22 protein-coding genes are annotated in these 17,335 nt (G+C 50.0%); 6 read left to right on the top strand and 16 right to left on the bottom strand.

The features are described 5' to 3' along the window. Window positions 1–10: 10 nt before the first annotated feature. From HMPREF0980_RS03740 to mtnA, 3 genes are read right to left on the bottom strand one after another with little or no spacing between them, the layout of a single operon-like run. Entirely contained in the window at window positions 11–1,279 is a 1,269-nt protein-coding gene (locus HMPREF0980_RS03740; protein ID WP_049727781.1) for an amidohydrolase, read from the bottom strand. Beyond that, window positions 1,276–2,121: a purine-nucleoside phosphorylase gene (locus HMPREF0980_RS03735; protein ID WP_049727780.1), complete on the bottom strand. Its 846-nt coding sequence runs from the start codon at window positions 2,119–2,121 to the stop codon at window positions 1,276–1,278. Before HMPREF0980_RS03735 ends, HMPREF0980_RS03740 begins: the two co-directional genes overlap by 4 nt. Continuing rightward, entirely contained in the window at window positions 2,118–3,209 is a 1,092-nt protein-coding gene (gene mtnA / locus HMPREF0980_RS03730) for an S-methyl-5-thioribose-1-phosphate isomerase (RefSeq protein ID WP_049727779.1), read from the bottom strand. Before mtnA ends, HMPREF0980_RS03735 begins: the two co-directional genes overlap by 4 nt. A 254-nt stretch (window positions 3,210–3,463) precedes the next feature. On the opposite strand from mtnA, the gene HMPREF0980_RS03725 reads away from it, so the two are divergent. The 3 genes from HMPREF0980_RS03725 to HMPREF0980_RS03715 all read left to right on the top strand — a co-directional run bounded on the left by HMPREF0980_RS03725 (window position 3,464) and on the right by HMPREF0980_RS03715 (window position 6,390). Further along, window positions 3,464–5,098 (top strand): ABC-F family ATP-binding cassette domain-containing protein, encoded by a 1,635-nt coding sequence (locus HMPREF0980_RS03725; RefSeq protein ID WP_049727778.1) that lies wholly within the window; start codon window positions 3,464–3,466, stop codon window positions 5,096–5,098. A gap of 207 nt (window positions 5,099–5,305) precedes the next feature. Continuing rightward, window positions 5,306–5,887 (top strand): TetR/AcrR family transcriptional regulator, encoded by a 582-nt coding sequence (locus HMPREF0980_RS03720; protein ID WP_049727777.1) that lies wholly within the window; start codon window positions 5,306–5,308, stop codon window positions 5,885–5,887. Then, entirely contained in the window at window positions 5,884–6,390 is a 507-nt protein-coding gene (locus tag HMPREF0980_RS03715; protein WP_049727776.1) for a flavodoxin domain-containing protein, read from the top strand. Before HMPREF0980_RS03720 ends, HMPREF0980_RS03715 begins: the two co-directional genes overlap by 4 nt. 53 nt (window positions 6,391–6,443) lie before the next feature. Here HMPREF0980_RS03715 and trpS read toward each other — a convergent pair whose 3' ends face one another. Both trpS and HMPREF0980_RS03705 read right to left on the bottom strand, forming a co-directional pair. Continuing rightward, window positions 6,444–7,448: a tryptophan--tRNA ligase gene (gene trpS, locus HMPREF0980_RS03710; RefSeq protein WP_049727775.1), complete on the bottom strand. Its 1,005-nt coding sequence runs from the start codon at window positions 7,446–7,448 to the stop codon at window positions 6,444–6,446. Between the two features lie 18 nt (window positions 7,449–7,466). Further along, a complete protein-coding gene (locus tag HMPREF0980_RS03705) occupies window positions 7,467–8,102 on the bottom strand; it encodes a histidine phosphatase family protein (protein WP_049727774.1) in 636 nt (211 codons plus the stop codon). Between the two features lie 197 nt (window positions 8,103–8,299). Here HMPREF0980_RS03705 and HMPREF0980_RS03700 point away from each other — a divergent pair, with 197 nt between their 5' ends. After that, window positions 8,300–8,779: an S-ribosylhomocysteine lyase gene (locus HMPREF0980_RS03700; protein WP_049727773.1), complete on the top strand. Its 480-nt coding sequence runs from the start codon at window positions 8,300–8,302 to the stop codon at window positions 8,777–8,779. Here HMPREF0980_RS03700 and HMPREF0980_RS03695 read toward each other — a convergent pair. Then, on the bottom strand, window positions 8,763–9,242 hold the full coding sequence (locus HMPREF0980_RS03695) for a GNAT family N-acetyltransferase (protein WP_049727772.1): 480 nt from the start codon (window positions 9,240–9,242) through the stop codon (window positions 8,763–8,765). The two genes, HMPREF0980_RS03700 and HMPREF0980_RS03695, sit on opposite strands and share 17 nt — an antisense overlap. An 82-nt stretch (window positions 9,243–9,324) precedes the next feature. Between HMPREF0980_RS03695 and HMPREF0980_RS03690 the strand changes: the two genes are divergently transcribed. Next, on the top strand, window positions 9,325–9,981 hold the full coding sequence (locus HMPREF0980_RS03690; RefSeq protein WP_049727771.1) for a YczE/YyaS/YitT family protein: 657 nt from the start codon (window positions 9,325–9,327) through the stop codon (window positions 9,979–9,981). A gap of 17 nt (window positions 9,982–9,998) precedes the next feature. Here the strand turns inward: HMPREF0980_RS03690 and HMPREF0980_RS03685 are convergent, their stop codons facing one another. The 10 genes from HMPREF0980_RS03685 to infC all read right to left on the bottom strand — a co-directional run bounded on the left by HMPREF0980_RS03685 (window position 9,999) and on the right by infC (window position 15,228). After that, window positions 9,999–10,484, bottom strand: a complete 486-nt coding sequence (locus HMPREF0980_RS03685) for a GNAT family N-acetyltransferase (protein WP_049727770.1) — start codon at window positions 10,482–10,484, stop codon at window positions 9,999–10,001. 60 nt (window positions 10,485–10,544) lie between these two features. Further along, window positions 10,545–10,910 carry a fluoride efflux transporter CrcB gene (crcB, locus tag HMPREF0980_RS03680; protein ID WP_049727769.1) on the bottom strand — a complete coding sequence of 122 codons (366 nt, stop codon included), beginning with the start codon at window positions 10,908–10,910 and terminating at the stop codon, window positions 10,545–10,547. Further along, window positions 10,898–11,032 carry a hypothetical protein gene (locus HMPREF0980_RS19570; RefSeq protein WP_255351344.1) on the bottom strand — a complete coding sequence of 45 codons (135 nt, stop codon included), beginning with the start codon at window positions 11,030–11,032 and terminating at the stop codon, window positions 10,898–10,900. The genes crcB and HMPREF0980_RS19570 overlap by 13 nt, the downstream gene beginning before the upstream one ends. Window positions 11,033–11,034: 2 nt before the next feature. Beyond that, entirely contained in the window at window positions 11,035–11,880 is an 846-nt protein-coding gene (locus HMPREF0980_RS03675; protein ID WP_049727768.1) for a hypothetical protein, read from the bottom strand. Between the two features lie 21 nt (window positions 11,881–11,901). Then, window positions 11,902–12,423 (bottom strand): cysteine hydrolase family protein, encoded by a 522-nt coding sequence (locus HMPREF0980_RS03670; protein ID WP_049727767.1) that lies wholly within the window; start codon window positions 12,421–12,423, stop codon window positions 11,902–11,904. 161 nt (window positions 12,424–12,584) lie between these two features. Next, the gene (locus HMPREF0980_RS03665) at window positions 12,585–13,061 is read right to left on the bottom strand and encodes an SAM-dependent methyltransferase (protein WP_049727766.1); all 477 of its coding nucleotides are present in this window, start codon (window positions 13,059–13,061) and stop codon (window positions 12,585–12,587) included. Window positions 13,062–13,138: 77 nt separating this feature from the next. Next, entirely contained in the window at window positions 13,139–13,954 is an 816-nt protein-coding gene (locus HMPREF0980_RS03660) for a MerR family transcriptional regulator (RefSeq protein WP_049727765.1), read from the bottom strand. A gap of 157 nt (window positions 13,955–14,111) precedes the next feature. After that, window positions 14,112–14,468, bottom strand: coding sequence for a 50S ribosomal protein L20 (gene rplT / locus HMPREF0980_RS03655; protein WP_049727764.1), 357 nt, complete (start codon window positions 14,466–14,468; stop codon window positions 14,112–14,114). A 32-nt stretch (window positions 14,469–14,500) separates the two neighbouring features. Then, window positions 14,501–14,698 (bottom strand): 50S ribosomal protein L35, encoded by a 198-nt coding sequence (gene rpmI, locus HMPREF0980_RS03650; protein WP_049727763.1) that lies wholly within the window; start codon window positions 14,696–14,698, stop codon window positions 14,501–14,503. Window positions 14,699–14,733: 35 nt separating this feature from the next. Further along, window positions 14,734–15,228, bottom strand: a complete 495-nt coding sequence (infC, locus tag HMPREF0980_RS03645) for a translation initiation factor IF-3 (protein WP_049727762.1) — start codon at window positions 15,226–15,228, stop codon at window positions 14,734–14,736. A gap of 345 nt (window positions 15,229–15,573) precedes the next feature. Between infC and HMPREF0980_RS03640 the strand changes: the two genes are divergently transcribed. Then, entirely contained in the window at window positions 15,574–16,947 is a 1,374-nt protein-coding gene (locus HMPREF0980_RS03640; protein ID WP_049727761.1) for a sodium-dependent transporter, read from the top strand. Window positions 16,948–17,335: the final 388 nt, after the last annotated feature.

Here is a 17,335-nt window from a genome sequence, read left to right as displayed (position 1 = left end):
TCGCTTTCTGTTACCGCATACGCCCGATGATTTCATTTGCCTTCGCATATACCTCCTCCGGTTCCACCCCGATATGGAAAGTTCCGTTCTCATACAGCACATTCCCGTTTACCATCGTAAGCACTATATTCTGCTTGCTGCCGCTGTATACGATATTTTTCTCTATGTTGTTCACGGGCTGCATGTTAGGCTGGTGCAGATCCATTATAATCAGGTCCGCGCATTTTCCTTCTGCCAGCACGTCACAGTCTTTAAGCCCCATGGCATGCGCCCCGTTTACCGTCGCCATCCTGAGCACATCCGCCGCGTCAACTGCAGACGCATCGTGTTCTCTGAGTTTGGCAAGGCCTGTTACGAGGAACATCTCCCGGAACATGTCGAGACAGTTATTGCTTGCCGGCCCGTCTGTCCCTATTGCGATCGGAATCCCCTTATCCATCATCCTGCCTATCGGGGCGATGCCGCTGGCAAGCTTTGTGTTGGAGCCAGGATTTGTGACCACATACAGACCCCTTTTCCTGAAAATATCCAGATCTTCCTCTGTCATGTGCACGCAGTGGTAGCCGCCTCCGCCGTAATCATAGATACCAAGGCTGTCAAGCAGCGAAGTCGGCGTCTTGCCGTATCTGCCGATACACTGTCCCACTTCCTCCTCAGTCTCTGAATTGTGCAGATACACCGGCGCCTTATACTTGCGGGCCAGTTCCGCAAGCCCCTGGAGCAGTTCCATCGACGTCGTATATTCCGCATGGGCGCCAAAGCAGAAGCTGATAAGCTCGTGGTAGGAATTCAGCTCCTTATACCACTGTTCTTCCTCCACGAGCGACTGGCTGAAATTGTTCATGGCACCGCAGATCACGGTCCTGAATCCGCAGTCGGCAGACGCTCTGGCGATACAGGCAGGATTCATATACATGTCAAAATTGGCCGTGATACCACTCGTCAAGTATTCCATGACCGCCAGCCTGGACAGATGGTACATATCATCCGGGGTGAGCTTTGCCTCCATAGGAAATACCTGTTTGTCCAGCCAGTCCAGAAGAGGCAGGTCATCCGCGTACGACCGCAGGAACGTCATGGCCGAATGTGTATGGGCATTCTTGAAGCCCGGCATCACTACATTGCCTTTCACATCTATCTCTCTGTCCCACACGGTCCCCGTATCTTTCCGGGGACCTGTATAGGCAATATGGCTTCCCACTACCCATACTTCCCCTTCTTCTATGCCAGTTCCTTCCTGCATGGAAAGGATTCTGGCATTGTAAAGCCTTATATTCATGATATGTCCCCCTCGTCCAGCCTGTTGACTATGGCCGTCAGCAGGGCACGGAACCGTCCGCTCACAACGTCTTCTACCTGGTTGACATCTTCCGTCACATCGTGGTCAAGCACCCTGTCAGCACTCAGATTTGTCGCCAGGGACAGACATAGGATATCCATCCTGCAGTGGGCTGCCGTAATAGCCTCCGGAACGGTAGACATGCCTACCATATCCGCTCCAAGGAGCCGCATGGCACGGATTTCCGCCGGCGTCTCAAACTGTGGCCCGGGTGCGAAAAAGTAGGTCCCCTCCTGGAGAGAGAAGCCAAGCTCGACCGCCGTCTCCTTCGCCAGCTGACGCAGCGAAGGCGTATATACGTCATTCATGCTGAAGAACCGTTCGCCGAATTCCGGGATATTTTCCCCTCGCTGCGGCGATACTCCGCACAGGTTGATGTGATCCTTGATGACACAGATATCACCGGTCTCAAAGTTGAGGTTGACGGCGCCTGCCGCATTCGTGAGAATCAGGGTGCGGATGCCAAGAAGCTTGAATACATAGACAGGTATCCTGAGTTCTTCAAAGCTGTACCCTTCATAGTGGTGGAACCTTCCCGCCATGCACAGCACCCGCCTGTTTCCGAGCCTGCCGCACACGAGCTTTCCGGCATGTCCCGGTGCTGTGGAGACAAGGAAATCCGGGATATCTTTATAGAAGATCTCTGTCTTGTCCTTAATCTCATTTTCAATTTCACCAAGACAGGTACCGAGCACGACACCGACGGCCGGCGGCGTTCCAATCCGTTCCCTAATATAATCCGCGCTTTTCCTGTAGAATTCATAGTCCGGTCTTTCCTTCATCTTCTTATCTCCTTCTGATTAAATATTTTTCTTATCTGTTCCTCGTACGGTGCTTTTAGTATACCTTTTTCTGTTACGATTCCGGTTATGAGGCTGTGATCCGTCACGTCAAATGCCGGGTTATAGCATTTCACACCGTCCGGCGCCATTGGCTGCTTATAATATTTCTTTTTTATCTCATCTTCCTCTCTTAGTTCGATTTCTATCTCATCGCCTGCATGGCAGTCTAAATCTATTGTGGATGACGGGCCGAGCACATAGAAGGGGATGCCGTAATAGTTCGCCAGGACCGCGACCCCGCTCGTTCCTATCTTGTTCGCCGTATCTCCGTTTGCGGCCACGCGGTCACACCCCACAAAGCATGCCTGTACCCATCCGTTTTTCATAACGGCCGCAGCCATATTGTCGCAGATCAGCGTCACGTCGATACCAGCCTGCAGCAGCTCATATGACGTAAGCCTTGCACCCTGGAGCAGAGGCCTCGTCTCATCTGCATATACTTTGAACTTCATGCCGCGTTCTGCCCCCAGCATGAGCGGACCGAGCGCCGTCCCATAGCGTGATGTGGCAAGCGGCCCCGCATTGCAGTGGGTGAGGATGCCGTCTCCTTCCTGGATAAGGGTTAAGCCGTATTCTGATATGGCCCTGCACATTGCCACGTCTTCTTCCTGTATGATCCGGCACTCCCTGCCAAGCGCGGCCAGAACTTTGCCGCGTCCCTTCTGTTCGTGTAATCTGGCAGTACGGAGCATCCTACTAATGGCCCAGCTTAAATTTACCGCTGTCGGCCTGGAAGAATTGAGGTAGTCTCCATAAGTTTCCAGCTCTTCAATAAAGGATTCCATCTTCTCTGTCCCTATCTGCTGCGCCAGGCAGTACATGCTGCAGGCCGCAAAGATGCCTATGGCCGGTGCGCCGCGCACTTTCAGGCCGAGTATGGCATCATACATCTCCCCGGGTGTTCCAAGCTCCAGCAGGACCTTCTTTGACGGAAGTCTGGTCTGGTCAATGATGATGACTCTTTTCCCGTCGCTGCTCAATCCGACATTCTCCGCCTTGCCATGCCCCGCCGCTTTTGTTTTGTCCATGATGGCTTCCACCTCCTATCTGTATTTTCAAGGTTTTTGCCTAAAATGTCAACCCATAGCTTAAGCCTTGCTATTTCCTTCCATATTTGATAATATAAGCAATGGAACGTCCGTGTATACTGACGTTGTGCAGCTTATTCAACAGCACCTGCCCTTCCCCGGCAGAAATCATGTGGACACGTTCATGTATGTGATTTCCTGGGGGTGCAGAAGGTGCACATTGAAATCAGATAAAATATAAGGAGATAGATAGTATGATAAGCACGAGCAACATAACACTCCGGGTTGGCAAAAAGGCATTGTTTGAAGACGTCAACATTAAGTTTACAGAGGGCAACTGCTATGGCCTCATCGGAGCCAACGGAGCCGGAAAATCCACTTTCCTGCGAATACTGTCCGGGCAGCTGGAACCGTCTAAAGGAGAGGTCGTCATCACTCCCGGAGAGCGCCTTTCTTTTCTGCAGCAGGACCATTTCCAATACGATGAATACATGGTCCTGGATACCGTCATGATGGGGAACGCCAGGCTGTATGAAATCATGAAGGAAAAAGAAGTCATCTATGCCAAGGAAGACTTTACGGACGAAGATGGAATCAAGGCAAGCGAGCTGGAAGGAGAGTTTGCAGCCATGAACGGCTGGGAGGCGGAATCCGACGCCGCAACCTTGCTGAACGGACTCGGCATCGGCGCAGAGATGCATGATAAGGCGATGAAGGACCTGAACGGACCTGAGAAGGTAAAAGTGCTCCTGGCCCAGGCATTATTCGGCAACCCGGACATCCTTCTGCTCGACGAGCCGACCAACCATCTGGATCTGGATGCCATCGCATGGCTGGAGGAATTTCTAATCAATTTTGACAATACGGTTATCGTCGTATCTCATGACCGTTACTTCCTGAATAAAGTATGTACACAGATTGCGGACATAGATTATGGCAAGATCAAGCTCTACGCCGGCAACTACGACTTCTGGTACGAGTCCAGCCAGCTGCTCATCCGGCAGATGAAAGAAGCGAATAAGAAGAAGGAAGAGAAAATCAAAGAGCTGCAGGAATTTATTTCCCGGTTCAGCGCCAATGCCTCCAAATCCAAGCAGGCCACCTCAAGAAAACGCGCACTGGAGAAGATCGAGCTGGATGATATCCAGCCGTCCAGCCGCAAGTATCCGTACATCGACTTCCGTCCGAACCGTGACATCGGCAATGAAGTGCTGACTGTGGAAGGCCTGAGCAAGACGATTGGCGGGGAAAAGATACTGGATCACCTGTCCTTTACCCTGAACCACGATGACAAGGTAGCTTTTGTCGGCGGCAACGAGCTGGCTAAGACGACACTGTTCCAAATCCTCACCGGCGAGATGGAGCCGGACGAAGGGACTTACAAATGGGGCGTCACGACATCCCAGGCCTATTTTCCCCTGGACAGCGGAAGCGAGTTTGACAACGATTATACTATCGTCGAATGGCTGACCCAGTATTCCGAAGAAAAAGACGTCACTTACGTACGCGGTTTTCTCGGGCGTATGCTTTTCTCCGGAGAGGACGGCGTCAAAAGGGTAAGGGTCCTGTCGGGAGGAGAAAAGGTCCGCTGCCTGCTGTCTAAGATGATGATATCCGGTGCCAATGTCCTCCTTCTGGACGAGCCGACCAACCATCTGGACATGGAGTCCATCACGGCGCTCAACAACGGGCTTGTCAAATTCCCTGGCGTCCTGCTGTTCAGCTCACGTGACCATCAGATAGTCCAGACAACGGCAAACCGTATCATGGAAATCGTACCAGGCGGAAAGCTCATCGATAAGATAACAACGTACGACGAATACCTCGAAAGCGATGAGATGGCAAGAAAGAGACAGACCTACTCCATACAGAGTGAAGAAGACGACTAAATTTCGAAAGGGGTCAGACCCCTGCCGCGGCAGGGGTCTGACCCCTTTGCAAATTCCTCAAATTGTCTGACATATTTCTTTAATTTTTTCTTAATTCATTTATACCCTATCCTCAAGAATATGCTTGCAAAGTACATATACATGTTATATAATCACTTTATATAAATTATTTATATAACTCGTTTACAATCGAAAGGTGGTATACATATGCCCAGACAGAGACTTACGAAAGACATGGTTGTCAAAGCTGCTTTTGACCTGGCCAGAGAAGGCGGTCTTGAGAACGTGACGGTTAAGGGGATTTCCCAACACCTTGACTGTTCCGTGCAGCCTGTCTATTGCTATTGCCGCAATATGAACGGCCTGAAGCAGGATGTCATCGATTACACAGGCGGCTATATCCAGCGCTACATCAGCGAAAGGCTGGAGGAAAATGACATGTTCCAGAGCATGGGCATGGCCCATGCACAGTTTGCCAAGGCGGAACCTCATCTGTACCGGCTGTATTTTTTGCGCAAAAGAGAAGACATCCACTCTTTTGAAGATATATACAGAAAAGAAACCAATCCGCACATAGCGGAATTTATCGCGCGGCAGCTAGGTATATCTATAGAAAGTGCCCGTCAGCTTCACCTGAATATGCTCATTTACAATACCGGGATATCTTTTATCCTCACCGTTCTTGGCAGCGAAACGGATATCGGAGACGTACAAAGGCTGCTGACCCAGGCAAAGGAGATATTTACCCATTCCATAATAGCTGATATCAAACAGGAGGAAGCAGAATGAAAACACTCGTACTTTATAATTCAAAGACAGGATTTACGAAAAGATACGCCGAATGGCTTGGTGATATGGCCGGCTGTACCGTGATGCCATTTGATAAGGGCAGAACCACGGACCTTGCTACATATGACACCATCATCTTTGCCTCCTGGTTTCATGCAGGAACGATTCAAAAACTGAATGCATTTAAAAAAATGAAGCTGGATGGCAGGAACCGGATTGTCATGGTAACTGGAACCGCACCTCCCGGTGCCGCTGAGACTGATACAGCCATCCAGAATAATTTTAAAAATGACGACGAAAAATACAAAGTCTTCTATCTGCCCGGAGGCCTAAGTTATGAAAAAATGGGAATCGGTGACAAGATAATGATGGCTGCCTTCCGTAAGATTATTAAAAAAGCAAACGGAGAAGACAGCGAGATGTACAAAAGGATATCACATTCTTATGACAATACCTCGAAAGAATACTTACAGCCACTTGTAAATTATCTGAATAGTCTTTGAATTTGCAAAGGGGTCAGACCCCTGCCGCGGCAGGGGTCTGACCCCTTTCAAAATTATCGTATTTTTTCTGGAAATCCAACTTTTTTCTGTACTTTCCTCAATGTCTTGCCGGCATAGTACTGTGCTTTTTCTGCATTCGCTTTTATCACGCCATCGATATAAGATTTGTCTTTTTCCAGCCTGGCCACTTCATCCTGCAGCGGTTTCAGGACAGACACCGCTGCCTCCCCGACTGCCATTTTGAAGTCTCCGTACCCCTTGCCGTCGAATTCGGCGACCACCTCTTCCGGCGATTTTCCGGTACATGCGCTGTATATATCGATAAGGTTCTTCACTCCAGGCTGTTCCTCCCGATACAATATCTGGGCTTCTGAATCCGTCACCGCCCGCTTGCATTTTCTCATCACCGTATCCGGGTCATCCATCAGATAGATGCTGGCGTTAGGATTCTCATCGGATTTGGACATCTTTTTAGCCGGGTCCTGCAGACTCATGATTTTCGCGCCCACCTTTCCGATATACGGTTCCGGCACGGTAAATACATCGCCATATATATTGTTGAACCGTTCCGCGATATCCCTTGTGAGTTCCAGATGCTGCATCTGGTCGATGCCTACCGGCACGACATCCGCCTGATAAAGCAGGATATCCGCGGCCATCAGTACCGGATAGGTAAATAGACCTGCATTGATATTGTCTGCATGCTTCGCCGACTTGTCTTTAAACTGCGTCATACGGTTCAGCTCTCCCATATACGTAAAGCAGTTCAAAATCCACGTAAGCTCCGCATGTCCCGATACATGAGACTGGTAATAGATACAGTTCTTTTCCGGGTCAAGCCCTGCCGCGATGTAAAGCGTAAGCAGCGCCCTTGCACGCTTCCTGAGCGTGGCCGGATCCTGGCGTACGGTAATGGAATGCATGTCTACCACGCTGTAGAAGCACTCATATTCATCGCTCAGAGTCACCCAATTCTTCAGCGCCCCGAGGTAATTGCCGAGCGTCAGGTTCCCCGTTGCCTGCATGCCGCTGAATAACACTTTCTTGTCATTGATCATCTCTCTATTCCTCCCTGTCTATTCTTCCCATGGTGCCACTTCATCATCATAATACACCACATTCTCAGATATGATTTGTGCCCTGCCGCAGTACACATCCACTTCCGTGACCGCACAGTTCTTATGAACGCCCACGCCCCAGTAATCGCCTACCGGTCTGTCCTTTATATTGTTCAAGATTCCCGCAAGCGCCGCGCCGTGTGTCGTCACCAGAACGACACTGTCCTTAAGCCCGTCGTTTTGGAACAGCTCTGTCAGGAACTGTCCGGTCCGCCTCTTCACATCAGCAAACCCTTCTCCCCCTGACGGTACCACATAATGCTCCGGGTCATCGAAAAAGCGCTGGAACTCTTCCGGCAGTTCCCATCCCTTCTTAGAACAGCACTTGCCTTCAAACTCACCAAATGCCATCTCTTCGATACGTTCATCTTCAATGACCGGAGCCTTCCTGTCACCAAGTATGATCCGTGCTGTCTCTACCGCCCTTTTAAGCGGACTTGTGTAACATATGTCAAAGGGGACATCCGCGAGACCTTTTGAAGTCTCCTCTGCCAGATGCCTGCCAAATTCATTCAGGGGTATGTCTACCTGTCCCTGGATACGTCTGGCCTTATTCCAGTCTGTTTCCCCATGTCTTACAAAATATATCTTCATCTTAGCTGCCTCCTGCCTTCCCCGGACCGCAGGAATACGCGTATACGGCCTGCCGGGGCTACTTTGATAGTATAGCACATCTCCTGCCGTTTTTCATAGAAAAAAACGAAGAAAAGTGCTATAATACGCATAGTGCCGGATTCTGAGCCAAGCGCCTCTGCAGACCGGTGCAAGTGAACCCAAAAAGGAGAATTGATATGGATAAGATTACAAGCTTTACAATAGACCATACGAGACTGGTTCCCGGAGTATATGTATCGAGAAAGGACCGCCCGGGCGGACAGACGATTACGACCTTTGACCTGCGCATGACAAGGCCCAACTATGAACCCGTCATGAACACGGCCGAAATGCATACGATTGAGCACCTCGCGGCCACCTTCCTGCGCAACCACGCAGAATTCGGAAGCCGTACAATCTACTTTGGACCGATGGGCTGCCGCACCGGCTTCTATCTCCTTCTATCGGGAGACTATGAATCCCGTGACATTGTACCGCTCATGAAGGAGCTGTTCTCTTTCATCGCCGGTTTTGAAGGCGCTGTCCCGGGCGCCTCTGCAGAAGACTGCGGAAACTACCTGGATATGAATCTTCCGATGGCAAAATATCTCGCCGCCAGATATGTGGATGAGGTACTGGAGGACATAACGGACCGGCAGCTCATCTATCCCGCATAGCGCGGCTGCCGGCTGTCCTTTCCTTAAGTATATACCATCCTTCTTCCTTAATAAAACCGTACTTTTCATATACCGGCCTGCCGGGCTCCGAGGCCAGAAGCCGCACTTCTTCTGCTCCGCCCTTCCTTGCCTCCTCCACGAGCATATCCATAATCTCAAATGCCAGTCCACGCCTGCGGTAATCCGGGTCCGTAAACATATTAGCAATATAGGCCACTTTACCGGAGGGATTGGAAAAACCGGGCGGATAGTCATAGAAGAGGACTGCTCCGGTCGCGGCCGTTACGCCGTCCTCTTCTGCCAATATCTGAATCATCCTGTTTTCCTCAAATACCTTTTCAAAAAATGTTTTCAAGTTTTTTTTGATTTCTATCTCTTCGTGCGCCTGCTCATGGATGAGCTGGACGCGTCTGATCTCGCTTATCAGATCGATGTCCTCTGCCGTCGCCTTCCTATACTCCATATGTCTCCTCTTTCTATTTCTTCAGTTGCACCACAGCACATTTCTTTCTATAATGAATATATATCATACAAAGGAGAATGCTATGGCCCTTTCATATGTCAAACGTTTCATCCGCCTGCTGGCGGGATTATTTCTCTTTGCACTTGGTACCTGCTTCATCGTCCAGGCAGACATCGGCCTGGCGCCATGGGATGCTTTCAGCATGGGACTTTCCCTTGCCACAGGCCTGTCCTTCGGCGATATCGTAATCGTCACCGGAATCCTCATCCTCATCGTCGATTATGCAATGCACGAACAGCTTGGCTTCGGGACCATATTGAATGCCCTTCTCATCGGCAAATTTATCGACCTGATTCAATGGGCGCGCCTTGTTCCCAAAATGGAACACTATGCCAGCGGCATCGCAATGCTGCTGGCCGGTGAAATCGTCCTGTGTCTTGCCACCTTCCTGTACGTCGGAACCGGCCTCGGCTGCGGCCCAAGGGACGCTCTGATGGTCGCCCTCGGTAAACGCTTTCCGAAAAAGCCGATCGGCCTGATCCGCGGTATCATAGAAGGCTCCGTGCTTCTGGCCGGATGGCTGCTCGGTGCAAAGATAGGAATCGGCACCGTCATCGCCGTGTTCGGAATCGGCTTCATCCTCCAGTATACGTTCCAGCTCCTGCACTTTGATGTGACCGCGGTACGCCACGAAAGCATGCTCGATACGCTGAACACCTGGAAAGGCGGGGGTAAATAATAACCAGATAACGCAGATTAAAGCTCTGCTGCCCGCCGGAGCGTATCTCCGGTTAGCCTGTAGCCGCTCCACCCGTCCAGCTGTTCCGCTCCAATCGACAGATAGAATTCTATGCTAGGCTCATTCCAGTCCAGGCAGGACCATTCCAGCCTTCCGCATCCCCGCTCTGTAGCAATTCTAGCCAGCTGTGCAAGCAGCGCCCTGCCGTACCCCCTGCCTCGCTTTTCTTCCAGTACATACAAGTCTTCCAGATATATGCCTGCCCTTCCGAGAAACGTAGAGAAGTTGTGGAAAAACAAGGCGAAGCCGACTTCCTGCCCCTCTGCCACTGCAAAGAGGACTTCCGCCTTCCCCTTGTCAAATATCCATTCCGTGAGCAGCTCTTCTGTAGCCACTACCTCCTCCGTCATATGTTCATAATCTGCCAGCTTCTTTATAAATTCCAGTATAAGTCCTGCATCTTCTCTTCCGGCAACCCGGAAGGTTACGTTCGTCTCTTCCATCTGATTTCCTCCTGTACTTATTCTATCTATCCTCCCGGCTCATATTGTCATAATCGGGAATCATATCCTGCTGCCGGCCCTGCGCCCAAGCCACACCCCAAGCACACAGCCGGCGACGCTGAGCATCACATACAGTGCTGCATACAGGCGGTTTCCCCGTTCCATAAGGGCAAGGGCTTCCAGCGAAAATGTGGAAAATGTAGTAAATCCTCCACACACACCTGTCTTCAGGAACAGCAGGGCATTCGGCTTTATCCCACCCCTGCCCTCTGCAATTCCTGTCACCACTCCGATAAGCAGAGCTCCTGCAAGGTTCGTGGCAAGCGTAAGGAGAGGGAACCCTCCTTTCCACGGTATAAGGCTGAGTGCATACCGGCACATGGCTCCAAGAGCCCCTCCAAGCCCGACGGCTATCAGTCTGTCCATCTCTGCCTCCTCCATATCACTTCCAGAATTTCTCTGTCTATATCTTCTGTACGTATGACCGTTCCTAAATATATCTGAAGCAGCAAAAGTGCATCTTTTTCTTCTGCCATCCTTATGATCATTTTTAGTACCTCTTCTTTTCTCCAATGCGAGACAGCCTGAGGATTCCGTATAGGACCGATAGTGCCGCACCAGCCGCCAGTATCCATTTCCCATGACCTGTCAGCATGTCCGCAGACACGGTTATCCCGCTCCCTGCCATCGCCCTGCCCAGTTCTCCTGCTGCAGCCGAAAGCACCGCCGGCAAGACATAGCCGGCCGCTCCTCCCACCACGATGCCGCAAAGCCCCAGATGGAAAAGAAAGCGGCCCTTCGAGAACCGGAGCAGTACGATTCCTAATGCAGAGAGGCAGATGATAGCTGCCGCCGCCGTCCTGGCCGCCTCAGATGTCATAACCTCGTATAGCTTAGCCGCCTGCTTCTGCTGTCCTGTCATATGGGACAGCGCTTCATCCGCAGCCACGCCAAGCTCTGTCTCCAGCCGGCTGCCGGCCGACCCGGCGGCGCTTTTCAGGACGGCCCTTTGCAGGCCGTCAAGTTCTATGCCAAATGATTCTGCCACTGCCTCTACATTGTCGTCTACCGCTTTCTCCATATACGATGACACGTCCGGAGACGAAAACGACGTACCGTTCGCCGCCGCATATGCCATAGCATCCATATAATCCCCGACCAGCGCCCGGAGGTTCTCATCCTGGCTTATCTTATCGGCAGCGTCTTCTATCTGTCCTTCCGTGGCATCTGGAAACATGACACGGACGCCATCCCCTATCGTAGAAGTGACGGCTTTCTTGACAAGCGCATCTGTCGCTGCCTCTGCACAGATATCCTTCAAAGACAATCCGGCCAGTATGGATACGGACGCCAGCACCAGAACGATATCCAGCAAAACGCTGATAACCCTTTTCATAATCTGCTCCCCCTATCCCCCTTATTCATTCATCACCTTAATCTGGCATACCTTCATCGCCTCCAGTGCCTGGCGATGGCTCTCCGGCGTAACGCCCGCACAGCACGCCGCATCTACGATGACCTCCGTCTCCGGTAGAAATGCTTTGGCTATCATTGCATTTGAAATGACACAGATGTCTGTACACAATCCGACAAAAGTGACGGACTCTACCTTCTCCCTGCTGTCAATATCCTTGAGCATCCGGCCCAGTTCCACACTTCCAAAAGCAGGCTTGTCAATCGGGACAACATTGCAAAGCGCCTTTATCTGCGGGCAGAGTTCCCATCCTTGCGTCCCTCTGATGCAGTGGGGCACCGGCAGCTTCATTCCTTCCTGCGTCTTCATGTAATCGTTCTCATGCGTATCCTGCGTATAGAGTACCCGGCCTTCAAATCTCTCGATTCTATCCGCCACCGCCGGGACGATACCCACGGCCTCCTTCGTGCCAAGTGCACCGTCTACAAAATCGTTCTGCATATCCACAACAACAAGTATCCTCATAACAGCCCCTCCTTTTCACAACCTGTATCCATCGTCTTTTCTATGATATCATATCCTTCCTTCAACTTCCAGATGGCACGAATAAAAAAGGAAGCAGGAGGAGGTACCACATGGCCTCCCTCTGCTTCCTGTCCTCGGGCTGATTCCCACATCAGCAAATCTTAAAAATTAAACTCCTCTTCCCATGCAAAATCGGCCGATGCTTCTATGCTTCTCGGCCAATGGCCGCACCAGCCCGGAACGCCCGGGTTTTCCACCCTGTCAAGGCTCGGCGTGTATGGCTTTATGTCAAGCACCGGACTGCCGTCATTCGCATCTGTGTACGCAATCTGGACCATACCGTTTTCATAGTCAATATCTATGACCTCAGATGCGGTCAGAGCCACAGGATTGGGACGTATCGGCGACCTTGTCGCAAAGACCCCCATCTTATCAGGAGCATTTTTATACGGCTGTTCCGCAGCAAGTACAGATCTCGCCTCATCATCGTCAAAGTCGCTGAACCACCAGATGACATTCACATGGCTGAATCCCTCCAGCGATGTAAGCGCCTGGACGTACTCCTTTTGAATCTCAATAAACGTTCCTTCTTCATTGTTTCTGATCATCCCGACAGGGTGCACTTCAAATACTGTCATAATCGTTCCCTCCATATATATTTATTTGCTGTACGATTATTCTGTACCCTGACACTGTGTGAGAGTCAAGCACTATATTAGCTGGAAATTTCTGTCGGAATCTGTATCTCTGTGAGATAATTCTCTTCCAATTCTTCATTCCACGGGCCACGGTGCACAATCTGGCGGCTTTGCCCCGTCATCTTGAATCTGCTGTTCTCCTGCAGCCATCGCGCCAGGTTAAGATAAGCACCCGCGATGTTGGAAAATGGCCCGTACACCATCGTGCAGGCCATGAAAGGTACCGCTTCCACTGTCCTGTATACATATGCGCCGCTGCTTTCCACGGGCTTGTCTACATATGCACAGATTTCCACATCCACATTATTTTCCTTATATTCTTTATCGTGATAGATGGAAAACGTCTGCCCCGAAACGGCAGCTTTGTTCCGCGCGGCAAAGGAAGCCAGCTCTTCCCATAGCCCGCCTTCCGCATAGTAGGTCGGTATAATCTTTCGTAGGGAGAGCACCTCGCACGAGGGGATGGATTTGATTGACACGTTGTAGTGCATATCGCCGCCAAGCATAAGTTCCTTTCTCGCCAGGGCAATCTTCTCGAGCTTCACATGCTCCTCTGCGATTCTGCCCGTAATCTCACCGTACTTTTTATCGAGCTGTTCCATAATGAACGCGTCGCTTCCGCTTTCTATGGCTGTCAGAATTTCTGCAACGCCAAACCCGCTGTCCCGCAGATATACGATTCTGTTAAGTACTGGTATCTGGGCGGCCGAATACATGCGGTACCCGGTAGAGGGATCCGTCCTCTCCGGCTTTAGCAGTCCTGTTTCATCATAATACCGCAGCATCCTGACCGACACCTGTGTAAGTTTGGAAAATTCACCGATTCTGAACATTTAATCCCCTTCCGTGTAAAATATCAGGACGGAGGTCCTATATGATAAGAAAAGACGGCATGTCCTATGTGGGCTATGCCGTCTTGTATGTCGTCCCTGCCAGGTGGTAAGCTGAAAAACAGCATTCCTGCACCGGCATCTCCTGTATGGTTATCTATTATGCCACCTTGCTCTTAGCAAGCTCTGCGAGCGTTGCAAAGCCAGCCGCATCATTCACTGCCATTTCTGCCAGCATCTTCCTGTTCATGTCTACATCAGCCAGCTTCAGGCCGTGCATAAATTTGCTGTAGGATAATCCGTTCATTCTGGCTGCCGCATTGATACGTGCAATCCAGAGCTGACGCATCTGGCGCTTGCGCTGTTTTCTTCCCGCGTACGAAGATGTAAGGGCTCTCATGACAGACTGCTTTGCAACCCTGTACTGCTTTGAACGTGCTCCTCTGTATCCCTTTGCCAGTTTCAATACTCTATTGTGTTTCTTCTTAGCGTTCATTCCGCCTTTAATTCTTGCCATCTCTTATTTCCTCCTTCACTACGTTCCCTATCTTACAGATATGGTAATATTTTCTTCATATTCTTAACGTTGGTTGCATCTGTAACAGTCGGTTTTCTAAGATTTCTCTTTCTCTTTGCAGATTTCTTAGTTAAGATATGGCTCTTATAAGCTTTGTTTCTTACTAACTTTCCTGTACCTGTTTTTTTGAAGCGCTTTGCAGCTGCTCTATTTGTTTTAATTTTTGGCATGATAATATTCCTCCTTAAAGTTTAAATTTGTATTTTTAACGTCTTTCAGTTAAAACCATGCTCATACTCCTGCCTTCCATCTTGGCCGGTTTTTCTATCGTTGCCACATCTTCAAGCAGCTTCGCAAAATCATCGAGTATATGTCTGCTCTGCTGGACATGTGCCATTTCCCTTCCTCTGAAACGCAGGGTAACCTTAACCTTGTTGCCCTTGCCGATAAATTTCTTGGCATTGTTGACTTTGGTATTGAGGTCGTTCGTATCAATGTTTGGAGAAAGTCGCACTTCCTTCAATTCAACGGTCTTCTGCTTCTTCTTCGCTTCTTTTTCTTTCCTTGCCAGTTCATATTTGTATTTGCCGTAGTCGATAATCTTACAAACCGGCGGCTGAGCTTTTGGCGCAATCTTTACGAGGTCAAGTTCTGCCTCCGCTGCCAGCTTCATCGCATCCCTGGATGACATGACGCCCAGCTGCTCTCCGTCTTCGCCAATCACGCGTACTTCCTTGTCTCTGATTTGCCCGTTAATCATTAAATCGCTAATAGTAGTGCACCTCCATCATAAAATAAACATTAAAATAAGTGAACAGTCCACAGACCATCCACTACTATAACTGCATACGACGACCATATATGTCCATATGGCTCATTCATATTCAATATCAAACCGATAGTCACCCTATTGTGCTATGGTGAGAGTGGATACTCTGCTTTGTTTTTTGCTTCATGCAAGGTATAATCTAACACAATTATACGAGGATGTCAACTCTTTTCATATTTCTTCTTGAAAACAGTGTCTATTCATGTAATAATAGAGCATAATCTATTTTACTATAGAATTTTATTATGTAATGTTGAGAGACATGAGGAGGTTTTTATGCAACAAAAGAGAAGTAATTTTTCCAGCAAACTCGGATTTGTGCTGGCTGCTTCTGGTTCTGCCGTAGGACTTGGGAACATATGGCGGTTTCCGTATCTCGCGGCAAAGTATGGCGGAGGCACTTTTTTACTGATTTATCTGATACTTGCGGTCACATTCGGCTTTTCTCTTATGATTGCCGAAATAGCCATCGGAAGGAAAACCGGCTTAAGCGCCATCGGCGCGTTTAAAATGCTGGACAAGCGGTTCGGATTCCTCGGCGTGCTGGCATCTGTCGTACCAATCATCATCTTCCCTTATTATTCCGTCATTGGTGGATGGGTTGTCAAATACTTTACCGTGTTTATAAGCGGGGGCGCTTCTGCTTCTGCTGCGGACGACTACTTTTCCACATTTATCGGCGGTACCTTCGAACCGCTCGGCTGGTTCTTCCTCTTCCTCGCCGTCACAGCGCTCATCGTCTTATACGGCGTAGAGAAAGGTATCGAAAAAGTCAGCAAGATCATGATGCCTATACTTGTCGTGCTGACACTGGTCATATCTGTATATGGGCTGACACGGGAAGGTGCCATGGAAGGTCTTGTATACTATATCAAGCCGCATATGTCCGACGTATCGGCCAAAACAATTCTTGCCGCCATGGGGCAGCTCTTCTACTCCATGTCGCTTGCTATGGGTATCATGGTAACATATGGCTCTTATATGAAGAAAGACAATCATCTGGAAAGCTCTGTCCGACAGATAGAATTATTTGACACCGGAATCGCTTTTCTGGCGGGCCTTATGATTATTCCTGCCGTTTTTGCCTTCTCCGGAGGAGACCAGAGCGCTCTAAGCGCGGGACCCGGACTCATGTTCATCACACTTCCTAAAGTGTTCGCCAGCATGAAGCTCGGCGGAGCAATCGGGACGATCTTCTTCCTGCTCGTATTTTTTGCCGCTCTCACTTCTGCAATCTCGCTCATGGAGACTATCGTGTCCATCTTCCGGGATAAGTTCAACTGGAGCAGAAAGGGAGCCTGCATCTTTGTGGCAGTGCTGGCACTCATCCTGGGCACACCGTCATCACTCGGTTTCGGGCCGCTCAGCTTCATAAGCTGGATGGGCATGTCCGTGCTCGACATTATGGACTTTTTCAGCAACAGCGTACTCATGCCGATTGTAGCATTCTTCACATGTATCTTTGTCGGTTTCTTTATCAAGACAAAGTCCATTTCCGACGAAGTACGGGTAACAGACGGCAAGTTCAAGGCAGAAAAGCTGTTCACCGTCATGATAAAATGGGTTGCACCAATCTTCCTGCTTCTCATACTGCTCAGCTCCGTGGGTGGTGCACTTGGAATCGACTTCCTGCAGGCACTGAGCGTTTAAATGGGGGTTTAGTAAATTAGGCTGCGGGCGGGGAGCCGGGTGGCAGATGCTCCGATGCGTACGAGGCTCCGACTATTTCACGTATCCCTAACCCTGCGGAATGCGCGCCGATAGCGGCTTGCATCCCGCAGGATAAGGGCTACGGAAAGGATTCTCCGCCTCTCCCGCTTACACCTGCGCATCTCCCACCCGGCTCCCCGCCCGCTATCTACTTTACTAACAAGGGCGAGAGCGGCCGTGTGACGTTACTGGCCAGCGGATGACCGCTGGCTGTGTCAGCTAGATGGAAAATGATAGCAAGCTTAGTGTATACAACACATACAAATTAGTACGGTGTATATTATCGCAGTTAAACGTTTGCAGCGAGGCGTGCACGCCGTTGCTGGAA

It is taken from the genome of Dorea sp. D27 (assembly GCF_001185345.1).
Lineage (GTDB): Bacteria > Bacillota > Clostridia > Lachnospirales > Lachnospiraceae > Extibacter.
The sequence above is the reverse complement of the archived record's forward strand: the minus strand, read 5'-3'. Positions and strand labels throughout refer to the sequence as shown.

Excerpts from the sequence above, each read along its gene's own strand:
- HMPREF0980_RS03740 (WP_049727781.1), bottom strand. The coding sequence starts at position 1,279 with ATGAATATAAGGCTTTACAATGCCAGAATCCTTTCCATGCAGGAAGGA.
- HMPREF0980_RS03735 (WP_049727780.1), bottom strand. The coding sequence starts at position 2,121 with ATGAAGGAAAGACCGGACTATGAATTCTACAGGAAAAGCGCGGATTAT.
- mtnA (WP_049727779.1), bottom strand. The coding sequence starts at position 3,209 with ATGGACAAAACAAAAGCGGCGGGGCATGGCAAGGCGGAGAATGTCGGA.
- HMPREF0980_RS03725 (WP_049727778.1), top strand. The coding sequence starts at position 3,464 with ATGATAAGCACGAGCAACATAACACTCCGGGTTGGCAAAAAGGCATTG.
- HMPREF0980_RS03720 (WP_049727777.1), top strand. The coding sequence starts at position 5,306 with ATGCCCAGACAGAGACTTACGAAAGACATGGTTGTCAAAGCTGCTTTT.
- HMPREF0980_RS03715 (WP_049727776.1), top strand. The coding sequence starts at position 5,884 with ATGAAAACACTCGTACTTTATAATTCAAAGACAGGATTTACGAAAAGA.
- trpS (WP_049727775.1), bottom strand. The coding sequence starts at position 7,448 with ATGATCAATGACAAGAAAGTGTTATTCAGCGGCATGCAGGCAACGGGG.
- HMPREF0980_RS03705 (WP_049727774.1), bottom strand. The coding sequence starts at position 8,102 with ATGAAGATATATTTTGTAAGACATGGGGAAACAGACTGGAATAAGGCC.
- HMPREF0980_RS03700 (WP_049727773.1), top strand. The coding sequence starts at position 8,300 with ATGGATAAGATTACAAGCTTTACAATAGACCATACGAGACTGGTTCCC.
- HMPREF0980_RS03695 (WP_049727772.1), bottom strand. The coding sequence starts at position 9,242 with ATGGAGTATAGGAAGGCGACGGCAGAGGACATCGATCTGATAAGCGAG.
- HMPREF0980_RS03690 (WP_049727771.1), top strand. The coding sequence starts at position 9,325 with ATGGCCCTTTCATATGTCAAACGTTTCATCCGCCTGCTGGCGGGATTA.
- HMPREF0980_RS03685 (WP_049727770.1), bottom strand. The coding sequence starts at position 10,484 with ATGGAAGAGACGAACGTAACCTTCCGGGTTGCCGGAAGAGAAGATGCA.
- crcB (WP_049727769.1), bottom strand. The coding sequence starts at position 10,910 with ATGGACAGACTGATAGCCGTCGGGCTTGGAGGGGCTCTTGGAGCCATG.
- HMPREF0980_RS19570 (WP_255351344.1), bottom strand. The coding sequence starts at position 11,032 with ATGATCATAAGGATGGCAGAAGAAAAAGATGCACTTTTGCTGCTTCAG.
- HMPREF0980_RS03675 (WP_049727768.1), bottom strand. The coding sequence starts at position 11,880 with ATGAAAAGGGTTATCAGCGTTTTGCTGGATATCGTTCTGGTGCTGGCG.
- HMPREF0980_RS03670 (WP_049727767.1), bottom strand. The coding sequence starts at position 12,423 with ATGAGGATACTTGTTGTTGTGGATATGCAGAACGATTTTGTAGACGGT.
- HMPREF0980_RS03665 (WP_049727766.1), bottom strand. The coding sequence starts at position 13,061 with ATGACAGTATTTGAAGTGCACCCTGTCGGGATGATCAGAAACAATGAA.
- HMPREF0980_RS03660 (WP_049727765.1), bottom strand. The coding sequence starts at position 13,954 with ATGTTCAGAATCGGTGAATTTTCCAAACTTACACAGGTGTCGGTCAGG.
- rplT (WP_049727764.1), bottom strand. The coding sequence starts at position 14,468 with ATGGCAAGAATTAAAGGCGGAATGAACGCTAAGAAGAAACACAATAGA.
- rpmI (WP_049727763.1), bottom strand. The coding sequence starts at position 14,698 with ATGCCAAAAATTAAAACAAATAGAGCAGCTGCAAAGCGCTTCAAAAAA.
- infC (WP_049727762.1), bottom strand. The coding sequence starts at position 15,228 with ATGATTAACGGGCAAATCAGAGACAAGGAAGTACGCGTGATTGGCGAA.
- HMPREF0980_RS03640 (WP_049727761.1), top strand. The coding sequence starts at position 15,574 with ATGCAACAAAAGAGAAGTAATTTTTCCAGCAAACTCGGATTTGTGCTG.